Source organism: Bacillus sp. FSL K6-1005 (assembly GCF_038000225.1).
Classification (GTDB): domain Bacteria; phylum Bacillota; class Bacilli; order Bacillales; family Bacillaceae; genus Bacillus; species Bacillus mojavensis.
This window is the reverse complement of the sequence record NZ_JBBOBP010000001.1, coordinates 1,928,900-1,946,946: the sequence shown is the minus strand read 5'-3', so window position 1 is coordinate 1,946,946 and position 18,047 is coordinate 1,928,900. Positions and strand designations below refer to the sequence as shown.

The following is an 18,047-nucleotide window of genomic DNA, read 5'->3' as shown; positions in this document are numbered from 1 at the left end:
GTTTTATGGAAAAAATTTCGAGCAATTCTTCAAGAAAGCGGGAAACTTTTTCTAAGTTTCGTACGTCTACGATATATTGAGGGACAACCTTTAATATTACATGAAAAAAGAAACGTTTAAGGAAGAAGGGTTTTTATGAAATCAATAGGTGTTGTAAGAAAAGTAGATGAATTAGGCCGTATTGTTATGCCGATCGAGTTAAGACGGGCACTGGACATTGCTATTAAAGATAGCATTGAGTTTTTTGTCGACGGTGATAAAATTATTTTGAAAAAGTACAAACCTCATGGCGTTTGTTTAATGACTGGGGAAATCACTTCAGAAAATAAAGAATACGGCAACGGTAAAATTACGTTAAGCCCTGAAGGTGCACAGCTGCTTCTCGAGGAAATCCAAGCCGCTTTAAAAGAATAATATATGTTAAAAGGCGGAATGTGTAATCTCCGCCTTTTTTTGCGTGCCAATTTCTGATTACCGCCGCCTAAGATATGACATCATGAACAAAAGGTAATGAATGATTTGGGATACTTTACATATTTTACTCAATTATTTGTCGAAGAATGGTACAATAAACAGAGAAACACAAGCGGCAGGTGGTCATATGAGAAAATATCAAGCACGTATCATTTCCATTATTTTGGCAATGATTTTTATTATGTTTTGGGATTATTTATTTTATTTTATAGGCAAAAACCCGATTAATTGGCCTGTTGACATTGTGTATACAGCAGTCACGATTTTCAGTGTCTGGATGCTGGCGTATTATGTCGATGAGAAGAAACAGCTGGTCAAGAAAATGAAAGATAATGAATGGAAGTATAAACAGCTTTCTGATGAGAAGAACCGCATCATGGATAATTTACAGGAGATTGTTTTCCAAACAAATGCAAAAGGCGAAATTACATACTTAAATCAAGCGTGGGCAGCGATCACAGGTTTTTCGATCAGTGAATGTATGGGAACAATGTATAATGATTACTTCATAAAAGAAAAGCATGTAGCTGATCACATTAATACTCAAATCAAAAACAAAGCGTCCTCGGGAATGTTTACGGCAAAATATGTGACAAAGACCGGGACGATCTTTTGGGGTGAGGTCCACTATAAACTTTACTATGACCGAGATGAGCAATTTACCGGAAGCTTAGGTACAATGTCAGACATCACTGAGCGAAAAGAGGCTGAAGATGAGCTTCTGGAGATTAATGAACGGCTTGCGAGAGAGTCGCAGAAACTGTCGATCACGAGTGAACTGGCTGCCGGCATTGCCCATGAGGTCAGAAATCCCTTAACGTCCGTCAGCGGATTCCTTCAAATTATGAAAACATCATATCCGGATAGAAAAGATTATTTTGATATCATCTTTTCAGAGATTAAAAGAATTGATCTGGTGCTCGGCGAGCTTTTGCTGCTGGCGAAGCCACAGGAAATTACATTTAAAACGCACCCAATTAATGAAATTTTGAAACAAGTCACAACATTGCTTGATACAAATGCCATATTGTCCAATATTGCTATAGAAAAGAATTTTGATGAGACGGAAACCTGTATGATTAAAGGGGACGAAAACCAGCTGAAGCAGGTTTTTATCAATATAATCAAAAATGGAATTGAAGCAATGCCAAAAGGCGGTGTCGTTACGATTTCCACTGCTAAAACAGCTTCACACGTCGTAATAAGCGTAAAAGACGAAGGGAACGGCATGTCACAGGAAAAGCTTGAACAAATCGGAAAACCTTTTTATTCAACAAAGGAGAAAGGCACAGGACTGGGGCTCGCGATTTGTTTGAGAATATTAAAGGAGCATAACGGGGAATTGAAGATTGAAAGTGAAGCTGGAAAAGGCAGCATCTTTCAAGTTGTTCTGCCTTTAAAATCTGACAGCTGAGAGGGGAAAAACAAGATGAACTCGCTTCTGTTTGTATATGGAATCTTAAGGAAGCATGAAAAAAATCATCAGCTGTTATCACAGTCGGCTTGTATCAGTGAGCAGGCACGGACAAAGGGATGTCTTTTTGATACGGCAGCCGAGGAACCTGCGGCCGTCTTAGAGGCTGATGGCTATATTTGCGGTGAGATTTATGAAGCAGATGAATCATGTATACATAAGCTGGATCTTTTTTATCAAGGCTATTACAAGAAATCTGTACATGTAGAAACTGATGCTGGAATTAAGAAAGCACTTGTGTATGATATGAAAAAAGATGATTGTGCTGACTTTGTGAAAATAGGCAGCGGTGACTGGAAAGAACATCAGATGATCAGCAAATCTAAAGGACCCGTGTACTATTTTGCCTACGGATCTTGTATGGACAATGCCCGTTTTCAAAAAGCAGGGGTTGATCATTATTTTCAAGATCCAGTAGGAGGAGCTGTTTTAAAAGGGTATACAACCCGCTTTACGTTAAAAAGACAAGACGGCTCAAGAGCGGATATCACTGAAGACGGAGGCACGACAGAAGGGGTATTGTATCGTCTTCCTTTTTCAGCTGTCGCCTATTTGTATAAAAGAGAAGGGGTTGAATCTCTTACCTATCGGCCGGCATTTGTAGACGTTGAAGCAGGGGGAAAGCTCTATACCGATTGTTTAACCTTTCTCGTCCTCCGAAAAGAAGCAGAAACAGCACCTCCTCAGCATTATCAAACCGAGATTGAACGGGGAGCCGAGCTTTATTTGACCCCGGGCTTTACTGAACGGCTTAAGCAGCATATGAATTCGCTGCCAAAGGGTTGATGAAATTAACACTGCTTCAAAAGAATATGATAAAATTTGATCAATATGATGTTAGGTAAAGGAGCACCACTATGAAAAAAGAATTTGCGGTAATTGGACTCGGCCGTTTTGGTGGAAGTATTTGCAAAGCATTGAGCGAAGAGGGCGTCGAGGTCATGGCGATGGATATTGATGAAGATAAAGTCAACGAGTATGCCAAAATTGCATCACATGCCGTCATCGGAGATTCGACCGACGAATCTGTTCTGAAAAATTTAGGTTTGAGGAATTTTGACCACGTCATTGTTGCGATCGGTGAAAATATTCAGGCGAGTATATTAACAACTCTGATCCTCAAAGAACTGGGTGTCAATACGATTACAGTTAAGGCTCAGAACGATTATCATGAAAAAGTGCTGTCCAAAATCGGCGCGGATCACATTGTCCACCCGGAACGAGATATGGCAAAAAGAATTGCACATAATATCGTTTCCAACAATGTACTTGATTATTTGGAGCTGTCAGAAGAGCATAGTCTTGTCGAGATCGTAGCCAACAGCCGTCTTGCCGGAAACACTCTTCTCGATTTAGATATACGGGCGAAATACGGTATTAATATTGTAGCGATTAAAAGGGGCAAGGAAGTCATCGTGTCGCCGCTAGCAACTGAAGTGATACACCAAGAAGATATTCTCATCGTTATTGGATCGGTTACGGATATTTCACGTTTTGAGAAAAGAGTTCTTCATACGAAATAGAAGAAATATAAGCCGTCCTTAGGGGCGGTTTTTTCATATTATCAGAATATAACAACTTTAATGAACTGAGTGCCAATTTATTAAAATTTTATTGACTACGGATAAGCGTTCCGATAGCATATTGTACCATATAAATAAAAAAGAGGAGGGGGCCATTTGAATAAAGAAGCGCTGGTCAAAAGGCTGAATGCTTCAGCCCGCAGACAAAAAGCTGACATCGTCATTAAGAACGGGAAAATCATGGACGTATATAATCATGAGTGGATCTATGAAGATATTGCGATAACAGACGGAGTCATTGTAGGCCTCGGCCAGTATGAAGGTGAAGAAACCATTGATGCAGAGGGGCAAATCATTGTGCCGGGGTTTATCGATGGTCATGTACATATTGAGTCATCAATGGTGACACCGATCGAGTTTGCCAAAGCCGTATTGCCGAATGGCGTGACGACCATTATTACCGATCCGCATGAAATAGCGAATGTGTCCGGTCAAGAAGGAATCAAATTTATGATTGAACAGGCCCGCCAAACACCGCTGAATATCCATTTTATGCTTCCCTCCAGTGTGCCTGCCGCCAGCTTTGAGCGATCAGGTGCAGTACTCCGGGCGGCCGATTTGAAGACATTTTACGAAGAAAAAGAGGTATTGGGTCTGGCTGAAGTGATGGATTATGTATCGGTTGAGCAGGGTGAAGCAGACATGGTTAATAAGCTGTTAGATGCCCGGAGTGCCGGGAAACGGATTGATGGGCATTTAGCAGGCTTGTCAACTGATCTCATCAATATATACAGGACCGCTCTTGTCTTGACCGATCATGAGGTAACAACGAAGGAAGAAGCGCTTGATCGTATCAGAAGAGGGATGTATGTCATGATGCGAGAAGGGTCAGTGGCAAAAAACACATTGAAAGTGCTGCCGGCTGTTAATGAAAAGAATGCGCGCCGTTTCTTCTTCTGTACTGATGATAAACATGTAGATGATTTATTGTCAGAGGGAAGTGTGAATCATCAGGTGAAAATGGCCATTCAAGCAGGCCTCGACCCGTTTTTGGCATACCAATTGGGAAGCCTGAATGCAGCGGAATGTTACGGACTAGATACAAAGGGAGCAATTGCTCCGGGATTTGACGCCGACCTGCTCTTTATTTCAGATGTGGAAAATGTCACTGTCACAAAGACGATGGTAAAAGGACAAACTGTTGCTGAAGATAATAAAGCAGTCGGTCAGGCACAAGTTGATACGCTAACACCAGACCCGGCACTGCTTGATTCCGTTAACCTTGCTGCTCCTCTTTCCGAACAGGATTTTCATATGCCGATTAATCCCCAGCAGCAGATGAATGTCATTCAAATCATACCAAATCAGCTTGAAACACGCCTTGTGAGTGTTCCGGCTCCAGAAGCACACATTTTTCAGCCTGACATTGAACTTGACTTGTTAAAGATTGCAGTCGTTGAACGGCATAAGGGATTAAAAGAAACGGGACTCGGTATTGTGAAAGGATTTGGTTTGAAAAGCGGAGCGATTGCAACAACCATTTCACACGATTCGCACAATATCATTGCTGTCGGGACAAATGACGCCGATATCGCAGCCGCAGTTAATAAGCTGCAGGAAATTGGCGGCGGATTAACAGTTATAAAAGATGGGGAAGAACTACACTCTGTTCCTCTGCCGATTGCGGGATTATTATCCGACCAATCTGCAGAATTGGTGAATCAAAGTTTAATGACGCTTCATGAAAAGCTCTCATTTATTGGTTTCAAAGACCGCTTTAACCCATTTTTGACACTTTCATTTTTGGCTTTGCCTGTCATTCCTGACATCAAAATGACGACAACAGGGTTGTTTGATGTAAAGTCATTTCAGCATATAGCACTGCAATAAAAAAGATGCACTCCTAAGTGAGTGCATCTTTTTTTAAACCTCCATAATGATCGGAAGGATCATTGGGCGGCGTTTCGTTTTTTCATATAAGAACGGAGCAAGCGTATCCGTAATCTCATTTTTGATTTCTGACCATTGAGTGGTTTTTCGTTCCATGACTTTTTGTAAGTGGTTTGAAATGAGCTCTTGGGCGTCATTGATCAAATCGCCCGATTCTCTCATGTAAACAAACCCTCTGGAAATCAAGTCAGGGCCCGCTGAAATCTTAAAGTCATCCATATCTATGCTGACAACGACGATTACAAGACCTTCTTCAGAAAGAATTCTGCGGTCGCGAAGCACGATATTTCCAATATCACCGATACCGCTACCGTCGATGTATACTGAACCGGATGGGATTTTACCGGCAACTGAAGCTTCATCGCCTTTAAGCGCCAATACTTCACCATTATCCATGATAAAGCAGTTTTCTTCAGGGATGCCGCAATCTGTTGCAAGCTTGACATGCATCTTTTGCATTCTGTACTCACCGTGAATCGGCATGAAGAATTTTGGCTTGATTAAACGCAGCATCAGCTTTTGTTCTTCCTGTCCGCCGTGGCCTGATGTATGGATATCATTAAGAGGTCCGTGAATAACCTCGGCCCCCGCACGATACAATTGGTTAATTGTGCGGCTCACGCTGATTGTGTTGCCTGGGATAGGGGATGAAGAAAATACGACTGTATCTCCAGGATTGATTGAAATCTGCCGGTGTGTGCCGTTTGCAATTCTGGATAAAGCCGCCATCGGTTCCCCTTGGCTTCCTGTACACAGGATCGTTACTTTATTGGCAGGAATGCGATTGATTTCATTATGTTCAATAAACGTATTTTTAGGACAGTTAATATAGCCGAGAGTTTGTCCGATTTCGATAGCCGATTCCATACTGCGTCCAAATACGGCAACTTTTCTTCCATTTAATACAGCAGCCTCAATTACCTGCTGCAAGCGGTGAATATTCGACGCAAATGTAGCGAAGATAACTCGGCCGTCCACCTTGCGGAAAATGTCATGAATGCTTTCTCCGACACGGCGTTCAGACATAGTGAACTCAGGGTTTTCACTGTTTGTGCTGTCTGAAAGGAGACACAGAACGCCTTCTTTGCCGATTTCGGCCATTTTCGTTAAGTTTGCCGGTTCGCCGACTGGAGTAAAGTCGAATTTGAAATCTCCAGTATGTACGATGTTTCCGGGCGGCGTTTTTACAACAATACCGTAGGAATCCGGAATACTGTGTGTTGTTCTAAAGAATGACACAGCCGTTTTGCGAAATTTTACGATATCATCCTCACCGATGATGTTAAGCTTAGTCTGTCTTAATAATCCATGCTCTTCAAGTTTATTCCGAAGTAAGCCGATCGCGAGTTTACCGCCGTAAACGGGAATATTGACTTGTCTAAGCAGGTACGGGATGCCGCCGATGTGGTCTTCGTGCCCGTGCGTAATAAAAAGCCCTTTAATTTTATCTTCGTTTTTGACTAAATACGTGTAATCGGGAATGACGTAATCAATACCGAGCAGTTCGTCCTCGGGAAACTTAATCCCCGCATCAATCAGCACAATTTCATCCTGAAACTGCACCGCATACGTATTTTTACCGATTTCGCCCAGTCCTCCGAGGGCGAAAACAGCAGTCTGATCATTTTTTACAAATTTCATACCGCTCATAACTCCAATACTTTAAAATTTTCACTCTGTTGTTCATATTCTAAAAAAGCACCGTCAACAGGTGTGATAAATTCAATATTAAATTTCTTGTCTTTCAGTTTTGTTCTGACGTCACGCTCTGATACGCCTTCAATATAAAGTGAATCTGTTTTTTCCCGAACAGGTACTTCCTCAGCTTTTTTTTGATAAAATACCTTATAAATCATCCAAATCTCTCCTTAAATGCCGTATGTTAGACTCGCCTTACTCTATTATATTCGAAAACGGAATATAAGGAAAGTCTTGAGCAAAATAAGGACCTTTGAAAAAGTGACAGATCCCTTATCAGGCAATGACTTTCCTGCGGAGCATTCCGTTCCATTGTCTTCTGAGCTTCTTTTTTAATTTCCTAAGCATAACGCAGGTCCCTCCTTCAATTGTTACTTGTCCAAGGTTGTTGTATACAAATAGTATACGGAGTTTAGCACGGACTTTTCGTGGATATTAATGGAATTTTATTTAGTTTTTGAGGGAAATGGTTTGCTGAACCGGAATCTTTTTGTATGATGAGTGTGGGAATTGCAGATTAAGACATAAAGGGGAATAACGATGGACTCAAAATTAATCTTTTTCGATATTGACGGCACGATATATGATCATGACAAAAAAATACCGGAAAGTACAAGAAAAGCGGTAGCAGAGCTTCAGCGGCAGGGACACCATGTGTTTATCGCCAGCGGGCGGTCCCCGTTTCTGGTGAAACCGATTTTAGAGGAGTTAGGCATTCACTCATTTATCTCCTACAACGGTCAGTATGTCGTCTTTGAAAAAGAAGTGATTTATAAGAATCCGCTGCCTGAAGAGGCTATCAGAAGATTGTTAAAGCAGGCGGGAGAAGGAAGCCACCCGGTTGTGTTTATGGCTGAAGATACAATGAAAGCAACTGTTGCAGACCATCCTCATATCTTGGAGGGAATCGACAGCCTGAAGACCGACTATCCTGAAACCGATGACCTCTTCTATGAAGGAAAAGACATTTTTCAGCTTCTGTTGTTTTGCCAGGATGAAGAAGAAAAAGTTTATGCGGCTTTTCCTGAATTCGATCTTGTGCGCTGGCATGAGCTTTCGACTGATGTTCTGCCGCGCGGCGGATCAAAGGCGGAGGGGATTAAAAAAGTAATCGAGCGTCTTCCGTTTGATATCAGCGATACATATGCCTTCGGCGACGGATTAAATGATCTGCAAATGATTCAGTTTGTCGGAACAGGCGTTGCCATGGGGAATGCCGTTCCTGAATTAAAAGAAGTTGCGGATTTTGTAACAAAGCCTGTAGACGAGGATGGAATTGCTCATGCTGTCAAAGAATTAGGCCTGCTAAAATAAAAAAGCGGCTGGCACTTAGAGTGTCAGCCGCATATTTTCTTTTAGCGGTCTATCGCAATCGCATTTTCAGGTTCTTTAAAAGGATTTTCTTTATCGATATGATCATAAAACATAACGCCATTTAAATGGTCGATTTCATGCTGAAATACAATCGCCGGAAATCCTTTTAAACGAATATCGATTTGTTCACCCTCCAGTGTTGTTCCTTTCACTCTGATACGAGCATAGCGCGGAACAAAGCCGGGAATTGCCTCATCAACTGACAGGCAGCCTTCACCGCTTGTTAAGTAGCTTCTTTCAACGGAATGGCTGACGATCTTTGGATTAAACAATGCATAGCTGTATAACTTCCCGGAAGCATCTTCTGTATGGACTGCGATCATCCGTTTATTAATATTAATTTGAGGAGCCGCGAGTCCCACGCCGGGACGCAGCTTATATGTTTCAGCTAATTCCGGATTTTGGCTGTTTTTTACGAATTCAATCATATCTGCCAGCTGCTGTTTTTCTTCTTCTGTGGCAGGCAGCCCGACAGGCTCTGCTGTCACTCTTAGGGCAGGGTGGCCGTCGCGCACGATGTTTTCCATAGTAATCAAGAAACTTCACTCCTAAAGCTTAATATGTAAATTATATCGGATTTCTTCGTAAAGGTGCAACGAAACAAATGACCAGCCGTAAATGGCTGGTCAGTGTTTTACTGTGTAATGATTAACAGCCTCCGCCTAAATAAGCAGCTCCGACAATGATTAACAGAATGAATAAAACAACAATTAACGCAAATGTGCGGCCATATCCTGCTCCGCCATATCCGTAACCATAACTGCAGCAGCCTCCGCCGTAACCATATCCATAACCGTACATGAACATAACCTCCTCTTTTAATTACGCCAGAGCCTTGTAGTAGGCATAGCGTCTACAATAACCTATGTAAAAACAAAAAAGTTGTATGGTCATCTGTCCTGATTTTTCACGATTTAGATTTGATTTTTTGTTCAGCAAACCATGAGATAACCATCTGGCTATTGTCAAATATCTTTATGGATTCTATAGTAGAAAATGTCAAGATTGGGGGATTTAACGTGAAAGACAGAATAAAACGGCGACACGGTGTGAAAATCGGAGCCTTTTGCGCTTTGAGTTTACTTTTAACCGGGTGTGTGGGACAGGATCCGCTGGACTCACTTCATGACTCATTAGAAAAAGTCGCTGATCTAGAAAAGCCGTTTCAAGAAGAACAGAAAACGCTCGAGGAATTAGAGAAAAAAGAACATGCTCTCTACAATGATGTCATCAAGCTTAATATGGATGATTATAAAAAAATCGTTTCTTTATCAAATGAAGCGCTAGAGAATGTAAATAAACGTGAAGAACATCTGAAGCTTGAAAATGAGAGCATCGAGAAATCCGAATCAGAATTTGAGGAAGCAAAAAAATCCGCTGAAACTATTAAGGATAGACACATAAAGAAAAAGGCTGAGACTGCGGCAGATCATATGGAAAAAAGATATGCAGCATACAGCTCTATGTCTGAAGAATATGAAAAAGCCATTAAACTTGATAAAGAACTGTATAAGCTTCTGAAAGACAAAGACTTGACGCTGGATAAGCTTGAACAGCAGATCGAAAAAGCAAATGCTTCTTATAAAAAAGTCCTTAAACAAAGCGGAGAATTTGATGTGCAAACGGAGAAATATAATAAAGCCCGCGAAGATTTATATGACGCCGCAGGCTATCACATAAAAAAGAGCTGACTATGATCAGCTCTTTTTTAAATTCTATTCAAAATTTAAATTTCTATTGTAGTACAGTGTGATAGGTTATACTAGTACAGTTTGAGGTGCAGGTTGCATCTGTTTTTTTATAGAAAATGTAAAGCGAATACATTTATTGAAAATCAGCGATGAAAACGATTGACGGTTCTTCTTTATATGGTGTAAACTAATCCATGTTAAGCGGTGTTGTATTAGTTTTTTACAACTTCGAAATAATACAGTTCAAAGCAGAGTGTAACTATCCTACATAAATGGTTTCGGCAAACTGGGGATCGGCTAAAATATATACGACTTACTGCTGATACTTTAGGGTACCCTAAGTTTGTATGTATAAAAGGAATGCACGTCTAATGACTGTTTAAAAGAAAGGAAGAGGTGACTTAGTATGGCTGCAAAAACGAAAAAAGTAATCGTTGATAGTAAGAAGCAATTTGATGCCATTAAAAAGCAGTTCGAAACGTTCCAAATTTTAAATGAAAAGGGAGAAGTCGTGAATGAAGCGGCGATGCCTGATTTAACTGATGATCAATTGAAAGAGCTTATGCGCCGCATGGTATTTACGCGTGTGCTTGATCAGCGCTCTATCTCATTAAACCGTCAAGGACGTCTCGGATTCTACGCTCCTACTGCGGGCCAAGAAGCTTCTCAGATTGCTACACATTTCGCGCTTGAAAAAGAAGACTTCGTTCTTCCGGGATACCGTGATGTGCCTCAGTTAATCTGGCACGGCCTTCCATTATATCAAGCGTTCCTGTTCTCTCGCGGACATTTCCGGGGTAACCAAATGCCTGATGATGTGAATGCCCTTTCTCCACAAATCATTATCGGTGCTCAATACATTCAAACGGCCGGTGTTGCGCTAGGTCTTAAAAAACGCGGTAAGAAAGCTGTCGCAATCACTTACACTGGTGACGGCGGAGCTTCACAAGGGGACTTCTACGAAGGAATTAACTTTGCCGGCGCTTATAAAGCACCTGCGATCTTCGTGGTGCAAAACAACCGTTACGCGATTTCAACTCCAGTTGAAAAACAATCTGCAGCAGGCACAATTGCACAAAAAGCAGTAGCTGCCGGTATTGTGGGTGTACAAGTAGACGGAATGGATCCGCTTGCTGTATACGCTGCAACTGCTGAAGCACGCGAACGGGCGATTAACGGCGAAGGCCCGACACTGATTGAAACACTGACATTCCGTTATGGCCCGCACACAATGGCTGGTGACGATCCGACTAAATATCGCACAAAAGAAATCGAAAACGAGTGGGAGCAAAAAGATCCGCTTGTACGCTTCCGTGCGTTCCTTGAAAACAAAGGCCTATGGTCTGAAGAAGAAGAAACAAAAGTAATCGAGGATGCAAAAGAAGAAATTAAGCAGGCGATCAAAAAAGCGGATGCTGAGCCTAAGCAAAAAGTAACTGATTTAATGAAAATCATGTTTGAAAAAATGCCTCATAACCTTGAGGAGCAATTTGAAATTTATACACAGAAGGAGTCGAAGTAAGCCATGGCGCAAATGACAATGATTCAAGCAATCACGGATGCGTTACGCACAGAACTGAAAAATGACGAAAATGTCTTAGTTTTCGGAGAAGACGTTGGTGTTAACGGCGGCGTATTCCGTGCGACAGAAGGATTGCAAAAAGAATTCGGTGAAGACCGTGTGTTTGACACGCCTCTTGCTGAATCTGGTATCGGCGGTCTTGCCCTTGGTTTAGGCTTAAACGGCTTCCGTCCGGTAATGGAAATCCAATTCTTTGGATTTGTTTACGAAGTAATGGATTCAGTTTCTGGCCAAATGGCTCGTATGCGTTACCGTTCTGGCGGACGCTGGACTTCACCTGTAACCATTCGTTCTCCGTTCGGCGGCGGTGTTCATACTCCTGAGCTTCACGCTGACAGCTTAGAAGGTCTTGTTGCACAGCAGCCTGGTATCAAAGTTGTTATTCCATCAACTCCTTACGATGCCAAAGGACTTTTGATTTCTGCGATCAGAGACAACGATCCTGTTGTTTTCTTAGAGCACATGAAGCTTTACCGTTCTTTCCGTCAGGAAGTTCCTGAAGAAGAATACACAATTGAGCTTGGCAAAGCTGACGTAAAACGTGAAGGTACTGACCTTTCAATCATCACTTACGGCGCAATGGTTCATGAATCATTAAAAGCAGCTGAAGAGCTTGAAAAAGACGGCATTTCTGCTGAAGTTGTTGACCTTCGCACAGTCAGCCCGCTTGATATCGACACAATCATTGCATCTGTGGAAAAAACAGGCCGCGCGATTGTTGTTCAAGAGGCTCAAAAACAAGCCGGCGTTGCTGCGAACGTAGTAGCTGAAATCAATGACCGTGCGATTTTGAGCTTGGAAGCGCCTGTACTTCGCGTTGCTGCGCCTGATACAGTATTTCCTTTCTCTCAAGCGGAGAGCGTATGGCTTCCAAACCATAAAGACGTTCTTGAAACAGCTAGAAAAGTACTTGAATTTTAATCAAATTGCATAATCGGGAGGGAGCTGAAACGCTTTCCCTCCATTATATATGTGTTTTCAATGCTTACGATGTAAACTTTAAAATTGCTTAATCAAACTAGGAGGTCGAGAACTGTGGCATTTGAATTTAAACTTCCAGATATCGGGGAAGGTATCCACGAAGGCGAAATCGTAAAATGGTTTGTCAAGCCTAACGATGAGGTAGACGAAGATGATGTACTGGCGGAAGTCCAAAATGATAAAGCAGTAGTAGAAATTCCTTCACCTGTTAAAGGAAAAGTATTAGAATTAAAAGTTGAAGAGGGAACAGTTGCAACTGTTGGACAAACGATCATTACGTTTGATGCACCTGGTTACGAAGACCTTCAATTTAAAGGCAGCGATGAGTCTGGTGACGCAAAAACTGAAGCGCAAGTTCAGTCTACTGGTGAAGCTGGACAAGATGTTGCGAAAGAAGAGCGTGCTGAAGAGCCTGCTAAAGAAACTGGCGCAGGACAGCAGGATCAAGCTGAAGTTGACCCGAACAAACGCGTGATCGCTATGCCTTCTGTACGTAAATACGCTCGTGAAAAAGGCGTAGATATTCGCAAAGTAACTGGTTCAGGCAACAACGGACGTGTTGTGAAAGAAGATATCGACAGCTTTGTAAACGGAGGAGCACAAGAAGCTGCGCCGCAAGAAACGGCTGCACCTCAAGAAACAGCTGCTAAACCGGCTGCTGCACCAGCTCCAGAAGGCGAATTCCCAGAAACTCGCGAAAAAATGAGCGGTATCCGTAAAGCAATTGCAAAAGCGATGGTTAACTCTAAACACACTGCTCCTCACGTAACACTAATGGACGAAGTGGACGTAACAAACCTTGTTGCACATCGTAAACAGTTCAAACAGGTTGCTGCTGATCAAGGCATCAAGCTGACATACTTGCCTTACGTTGTAAAAGCTCTTACATCTGCACTGAAAAAATTCCCTGTTTTAAACACGTCAATTGACGATAAAACAGATGAAGTAATCCAAAAACATTATTTCAACATCGGTATCGCTGCTGATACTGAAAAAGGCTTGCTTGTGCCGGTTGTAAAAAATGCAGATCGTAAAGCGATCTTTGAAATTTCTGATGAGATCAACAGCCTTGCAACAAAAGCTCGTGAAGGCAAGCTTGCTCCAGCTGAAATGAAAGGCGCATCTTGCACAATTACAAACATCGGTTCTGCCGGCGGACAATGGTTCACTCCGGTTATCAACCATCCAGAAGTTGCGATTCTTGGTATCGGACGCATTGCAGAAAAAGCGATTGTTCGTGATGGCGAAATCGTAGCAGCTCCAGTCTTAGCTCTTTCTCTCAGCTTCGACCACCGTATGATCGACGGAGCGACTGCGCAAAATGCACTCAATCACATCAAGCGTTTACTGAACGATCCACAATTAATTTTAATGGAGGCGTAATGTTATGGTAGTAGGAGATTTCCCTATTGAAACAGATACTCTTGTAATTGGTGCGGGACCTGGCGGCTATGTAGCTGCCATCCGCGCTGCACAGCTTGGACAAAAAGTAACAGTCGTTGAAAAAGGAACTCTTGGAGGCGTTTGTCTGAATGTTGGATGTATCCCTTCAAAAGCGCTGATCAATGCTGGCCACCGTTATGAGAATGCTAAGCATTCTGATGACATGGGAATCACTGCTGAGAACGTAACAGTTGATTTCACAAAAGTTCAAGAGTGGAAAACTTCTGTTGTTAACAAGCTTACTGGCGGTGTAGCAGGTCTTCTTAAAGGCAACAAAGTAGATGTAGTAAAAGGCGAAGCTTACTTCGTAGACAGCAATTCAGTTCGTGTAATGGATGAGAATTCTGCTCAAACATACACGTTCAAAAACGCAATCATTGCGACTGGTTCTCGTCCTATCGAATTGCCAAACTTCAAATATACTGAGCGTGTTTTAAATTCAACAGGCGCTTTGGCTCTTAAAGAAATTCCTAAAAAACTCGTTGTCATTGGCGGCGGATACATCGGAACTGAGCTTGGAACTGCGTATGCAAACTTCGGAACTGAGCTTGTCATTCTTGAAGGCGGAGATGAAATTCTCCCAGGCTTCGAAAAACAAATGAGTTCCCTTGTTACTCGCAGACTGAAGAAAAAAGGCAATGTTGAAATCCATACAAACGCGATGGCTAAAGGCGTTGAAGAAAAGGCTGACGGCGTAACAGTCACTTTCGAAGTAAAAGGTGAAGAAAAAACCGTTGATGCTGATTACGTATTGATCACTGTCGGACGCCGTCCAAATACTGATGAACTTGGTCTTGATCAAGTCGGTATTGAGATGACTGACCGCGGTATTATCAAAACTGACAAACAGTGCCGTACAAACGTCCCTAACATCTATGCAATCGGTGATATCATTGAAGGACCGCCGCTTGCTCACAAAGCATCTTACGAAGGTAAGATTGCTGCAGAAGCGATCGCTGGAGAGCCTGCAGAAATCGATTACCTTGGTATTCCTGCGGTTGTCTTCTCTGAGCCTGAGCTTGCATCAGTCGGTTACACTGAAGCACAGGCGAAAGAAGAAGGCCTTGACATTGTTGCTGCTAAATTCCCATTTGCAGCAAACGGCCGTGCGCTTTCTCTTAACGAAACAGACGGCTTCATGAAGCTGATCACTCGTAAAGAGGACGGCCTTGTGATCGGTGCGCAAATCGCCGGCGCAAGCGCTTCTGACATGATTTCTGAATTAAGCTTAGCTATCGAAGGCGGCATGACTGCTGAAGATATCGCTATGACAATTCATGCGCATCCAACATTGGGTGAAATCACAATGGAAGCTGCTGAAGTGGCAATCGGAAGCCCGATTCACATCGTAAAATAATAGAGATAACATAAAAAACAGCCCTGCTTTAAGCGAGGGCTGTTTTCCTTTATTTAGACAGTACATGCTGTAATGGTTTAATAATGTCTTCTTTCTTTTTCACACATCCCTCTATTTTCACAACGACATGCCGCTGATCAACTACCATGAGAGTAGGGACGGTTTCGATTTCATCTTCCCAGCCTTTTCTGTTATCGTATACCTTCATTTTATCTATTTGATCAGGATAATCCTTTTCTAAATCAAGCAGAGCATCATAATATGACGCCTCTTGATCAATTTGATTTTCATCAGAAAAAAATAGGATTTGAGTATGATGAATGCTGTCAATTCGGCTTTTTTGTATTGGATTGATTGTGGAAAGGGTGCAGCCCGATAAAGCAAATATTATCATCAGTATGGGAAATACCGCGCGATATCGCATCTATCTTCTCCTCTGTATAAACCATAGTAAACTAGTTTTAGTTTATCACGAGTAACCGTGTCATCTGCTTCTTGTTACCTAATTGTTATATAATTGAAACCGTTTTTAAAGAGAGATAACATTCCTTTAAACCCAATACTCTGAACACACATTTTATTCATCGCGAATCATTTGCAATTTCGTTACACGATTCAAAAAAAGTTCAAGAAAACATGAAATCACCATGTCTTTTCAGCATAAGTATCGAATGAAAGCGTTTGTTATGAAGATGATAATTCATATAACCGAAAAGAAAAAACATGTTACATTAAAAGTTTTTCCAAATAAATGTGTTATACAGTTTGTTGTTGACATTTTAAATGTGACATATTAATATAATACCAATAAAAGAAATTAAGCGTTTTCAAAATTAAAAGAAATGGGGAATGAGAGATGGGTACGATTGTTTGCCAAGATTGTAACGAAGCCATTCATTACTTCGAGGATGAGAAGGTTACAACGTTATACGGAACATGCTGCGGACAATGTCAGTGTCCTCTTGATGAAGAGTAAGAAAAAGCATGCGGCTAAGCCGCATGCTTTTTGTATTTATTGAATAGCTTTTTGCTCTTTTATAACTCGAATCATGCTTAGAGTAGAGTCCTCCGGTCCTTGAACTGGAAGTCCGGCATCAATGTTTTTGAAGATGTAGCTGATGTTTTCTTCTGTAATAATCTCGCCGGGGATAAAGATAGGAATTCCAGGCGGATACACCATTACAAATTCAGCGATAATCCGTCCTGCTGCTTCTTTTAATGGAACAACTTCTGTATTCGCATAGAAAGCGTCACGCGGCGTCATCGCCAGTAACGGGATTTCTGGAAGCAGTACCTTTGTCTGTTTATGCGTAACATCATTTGCTGACATTTGGCGCGCAATCTCTTTTAAAGCTTCAACAAGGCGATCCGCATCGTTTTGGCTGTCACCAGGCGTGAAGATACACAAGATGTTATAAAGATCTGAAAGCTCTACTTCAATATTAAAGGATTCCCGCAGCCACTTCTCGACATCATGTCCTGTGAGCCCAAGATTTTTAACTGAAATAATTAATTTTGTCGGGTCATAATTGTAAGCTGCTTTAGAACCGAGAATTTCAGAACCGACACAGTAAATGCCCTCAATTTGGTTCAGACGTTCTCTCGTCTGGTTGGCAAGCTTCAACGTTTCTTCAGCAAGCTGATAGCCCTCTGTCGCAAGACGTTTTCTGGCGACGTCCAAAGAGGCTAGAAGCAAATAAGAAGTAGACGTGGTTGTCAGCATGCTGAGTATCGATTGCACTCTGTCTTTAGATACAAGGCCTTCTTTCATGTTTAGAATAGAGCTTTGTGTCAGTGATCCGCCTAGCTTATGCACACTTGTCGCGGCCATGTCTGCACCTGCCTGCATCGCTGAAAGCGGAAATTGGTCATGAAAATGAATATGAACGCCGTGTGCTTCATCGACCAGAACCGGCACATTAAAGGAATGGGCTAATTCTACGATGCTTTTTAAATCAGCAGCTACTCCGAAATATGTCGGGTTGATCACTAGAAGCCCCTTGGCATCAGGATGTTCACTCAGCGCCCGTTTAGCGGATTCAAGTGTAATGCCGTGAGAGATGCCCAGTTCATTGTCAATTTCAGGATGAATAAAGATTGGGACAGCTCCAGAAAATACAATAGCTGACATAATGGATTTGTGCACATTTCTTGGAATGATGATTTTATCTCCAGGTCCGCAGACAGCCATCACCATTGTCATGATTGCGCCGCTTGTGCCCTGAACAGAAAAAAAGGTGTGGTCCGCGCCGAAGGCTTCGGCCGCCAAATCCTGCGCTTCTTTAATGATGCCTTTAGGCGCATGCAGGTCATCTAATGGTTCAATATTAATCAAATCTATACTTAACGCGTTTTCACCGATAAATTGTCTAAACTCTGGATCCATTCCTGCCCCTTTTTTATGGCCGGGAATGTGGAATTGAACAGGCTGTCTGCTTGCGTGCTTTTTCAGGCCTGTGTATAAGGGTGTTTCATGTTGCGACAATTGTTTTCCCACCTT

The 18,047-nt window shown here is 42.1% G+C and carries 18 protein-coding genes; 12 read left to right on the top strand and 6 right to left on the bottom strand.

What is annotated here, in order from left to right; genetic code table 11:
- The first annotated feature begins 135 nt into the window (after positions 1-135).
- The 5 genes from abhA to ade all read left to right on the top strand — a co-directional run bounded on the left by abhA (position 136) and on the right by ade (position 5,361).
- Positions 136-414, top strand: a complete 279-nt coding sequence (abhA, locus tag NST16_RS10130; RefSeq protein ID WP_003244728.1) for a transcriptional regulator AbhA — start codon at positions 136-138, stop codon at positions 412-414.
- Positions 415-601: 187 nt separating this feature from the next.
- On the top strand, positions 602-1,888 hold the full coding sequence (locus NST16_RS10125) for an ATP-binding protein (RefSeq protein ID WP_010334093.1): 1,287 nt from the start codon (positions 602-604) through the stop codon (positions 1,886-1,888).
- A 15-nt stretch (positions 1,889-1,903) separates the two neighbouring features.
- Entirely contained in the window at positions 1,904-2,734 is an 831-nt protein-coding gene (locus tag NST16_RS10120) for a gamma-glutamylcyclotransferase (protein ID WP_340886204.1), read from the top strand.
- A 71-nt stretch (positions 2,735-2,805) separates the two neighbouring features.
- The gene (gene ktrC / locus NST16_RS10115) at positions 2,806-3,471 is read left to right on the top strand and encodes a Ktr system potassium transporter KtrC (RefSeq protein ID WP_010334094.1); all 666 of its coding nucleotides are present in this window, start codon (positions 2,806-2,808) and stop codon (positions 3,469-3,471) included.
- A gap of 156 nt (positions 3,472-3,627) precedes the next feature.
- Positions 3,628-5,361, top strand: a complete 1,734-nt coding sequence (gene ade, locus NST16_RS10110; RefSeq protein ID WP_286058591.1) for an adenine deaminase — start codon at positions 3,628-3,630, stop codon at positions 5,359-5,361.
- A 33-nt stretch (positions 5,362-5,394) separates the two neighbouring features.
- Here ade and rnjA read toward each other — a convergent pair whose 3' ends face one another.
- Both rnjA and rnpZA read right to left on the bottom strand, forming a co-directional pair.
- A complete protein-coding gene (gene rnjA / locus NST16_RS10105; protein WP_010334096.1) occupies positions 5,395-7,062 on the bottom strand; it encodes a ribonuclease J1 in 1,668 nt (555 codons plus the stop codon).
- A gap of 5 nt (positions 7,063-7,067) precedes the next feature.
- Positions 7,068-7,277, bottom strand: coding sequence for an RNA polymerase subunit omega 1 (gene rnpZA / locus NST16_RS10100; protein ID WP_010334097.1), 210 nt, complete (start codon positions 7,275-7,277; stop codon positions 7,068-7,070).
- 382 nt (positions 7,278-7,659) lie between these two features.
- Here rnpZA and NST16_RS10095 point away from each other — a divergent pair, with 382 nt between their 5' ends.
- Positions 7,660-8,433 (top strand): Cof-type HAD-IIB family hydrolase, encoded by a 774-nt coding sequence (locus tag NST16_RS10095; RefSeq protein ID WP_340886193.1) that lies wholly within the window; start codon positions 7,660-7,662, stop codon positions 8,431-8,433.
- A gap of 41 nt (positions 8,434-8,474) precedes the next feature.
- On the opposite strand, the gene def is transcribed toward NST16_RS10095, so the two are convergent.
- Both def and NST16_RS10085 read right to left on the bottom strand, forming a co-directional pair.
- Positions 8,475-9,029: a peptide deformylase gene (gene def, locus NST16_RS10090; RefSeq protein WP_340886191.1), complete on the bottom strand. Its 555-nt coding sequence runs from the start codon at positions 9,027-9,029 to the stop codon at positions 8,475-8,477.
- Between the two features lie 112 nt (positions 9,030-9,141).
- Entirely contained in the window at positions 9,142-9,294 is a 153-nt protein-coding gene (locus NST16_RS10085) for a YjcZ family sporulation protein (protein ID WP_010334100.1), read from the bottom strand.
- Positions 9,295-9,512: 218 nt separating this feature from the next.
- Here NST16_RS10085 and NST16_RS10080 point away from each other — a divergent pair, with 218 nt between their 5' ends.
- The 5 genes from NST16_RS10080 to lpdA all read left to right on the top strand — a co-directional run bounded on the left by NST16_RS10080 (position 9,513) and on the right by lpdA (position 15,547).
- Positions 9,513-10,184: a YkyA family protein gene (locus NST16_RS10080; RefSeq protein ID WP_010334101.1), complete on the top strand. Its 672-nt coding sequence runs from the start codon at positions 9,513-9,515 to the stop codon at positions 10,182-10,184.
- A 406-nt stretch (positions 10,185-10,590) separates the two neighbouring features.
- Positions 10,591-11,706, top strand: coding sequence for a pyruvate dehydrogenase (acetyl-transferring) E1 component subunit alpha (gene pdhA / locus NST16_RS10075; protein WP_024121261.1), 1,116 nt, complete (start codon positions 10,591-10,593; stop codon positions 11,704-11,706).
- 3 nt (positions 11,707-11,709) lie between these two features.
- On the top strand, positions 11,710-12,687 hold the full coding sequence (pdhB, locus tag NST16_RS10070) for a pyruvate dehydrogenase complex E1 component subunit beta (protein ID WP_029441235.1): 978 nt from the start codon (positions 11,710-11,712) through the stop codon (positions 12,685-12,687).
- Positions 12,688-12,801: 114 nt separating this feature from the next.
- Positions 12,802-14,130, top strand: a complete 1,329-nt coding sequence (pdhC, locus tag NST16_RS10065; protein ID WP_024121262.1) for a pyruvate dehydrogenase complex dihydrolipoyllysine-residue acetyltransferase — start codon at positions 12,802-12,804, stop codon at positions 14,128-14,130.
- Between the two features lie 4 nt (positions 14,131-14,134).
- Positions 14,135-15,547 (top strand): dihydrolipoyl dehydrogenase, encoded by a 1,413-nt coding sequence (gene lpdA, locus NST16_RS10060; RefSeq protein ID WP_168747692.1) that lies wholly within the window; start codon positions 14,135-14,137, stop codon positions 15,545-15,547.
- A 49-nt stretch (positions 15,548-15,596) separates the two neighbouring features.
- On the opposite strand, the gene slp is transcribed toward lpdA, so the two are convergent.
- Positions 15,597-15,971: a peptidoglycan-associated lipoprotein Slp gene (slp, locus tag NST16_RS10055; protein ID WP_168747694.1), complete on the bottom strand. Its 375-nt coding sequence runs from the start codon at positions 15,969-15,971 to the stop codon at positions 15,597-15,599.
- Between the two features lie 432 nt (positions 15,972-16,403).
- On the opposite strand from slp, the gene NST16_RS10050 reads away from it, so the two are divergent.
- Positions 16,404-16,523 carry a GapA-binding peptide SR1P gene (locus NST16_RS10050; protein WP_010334106.1) on the top strand — a complete coding sequence of 40 codons (120 nt, stop codon included), beginning with the start codon at positions 16,404-16,406 and terminating at the stop codon, positions 16,521-16,523.
- 36 nt (positions 16,524-16,559) lie between these two features.
- Here NST16_RS10050 and speA read toward each other — a convergent pair whose 3' ends face one another.
- Positions 16,560-18,032 (bottom strand): arginine decarboxylase, encoded by a 1,473-nt coding sequence (speA, locus tag NST16_RS10045; RefSeq protein WP_268446298.1) that lies wholly within the window; start codon positions 18,030-18,032, stop codon positions 16,560-16,562.
- Between the last annotated feature and the right edge of the window lie 15 nt (positions 18,033-18,047).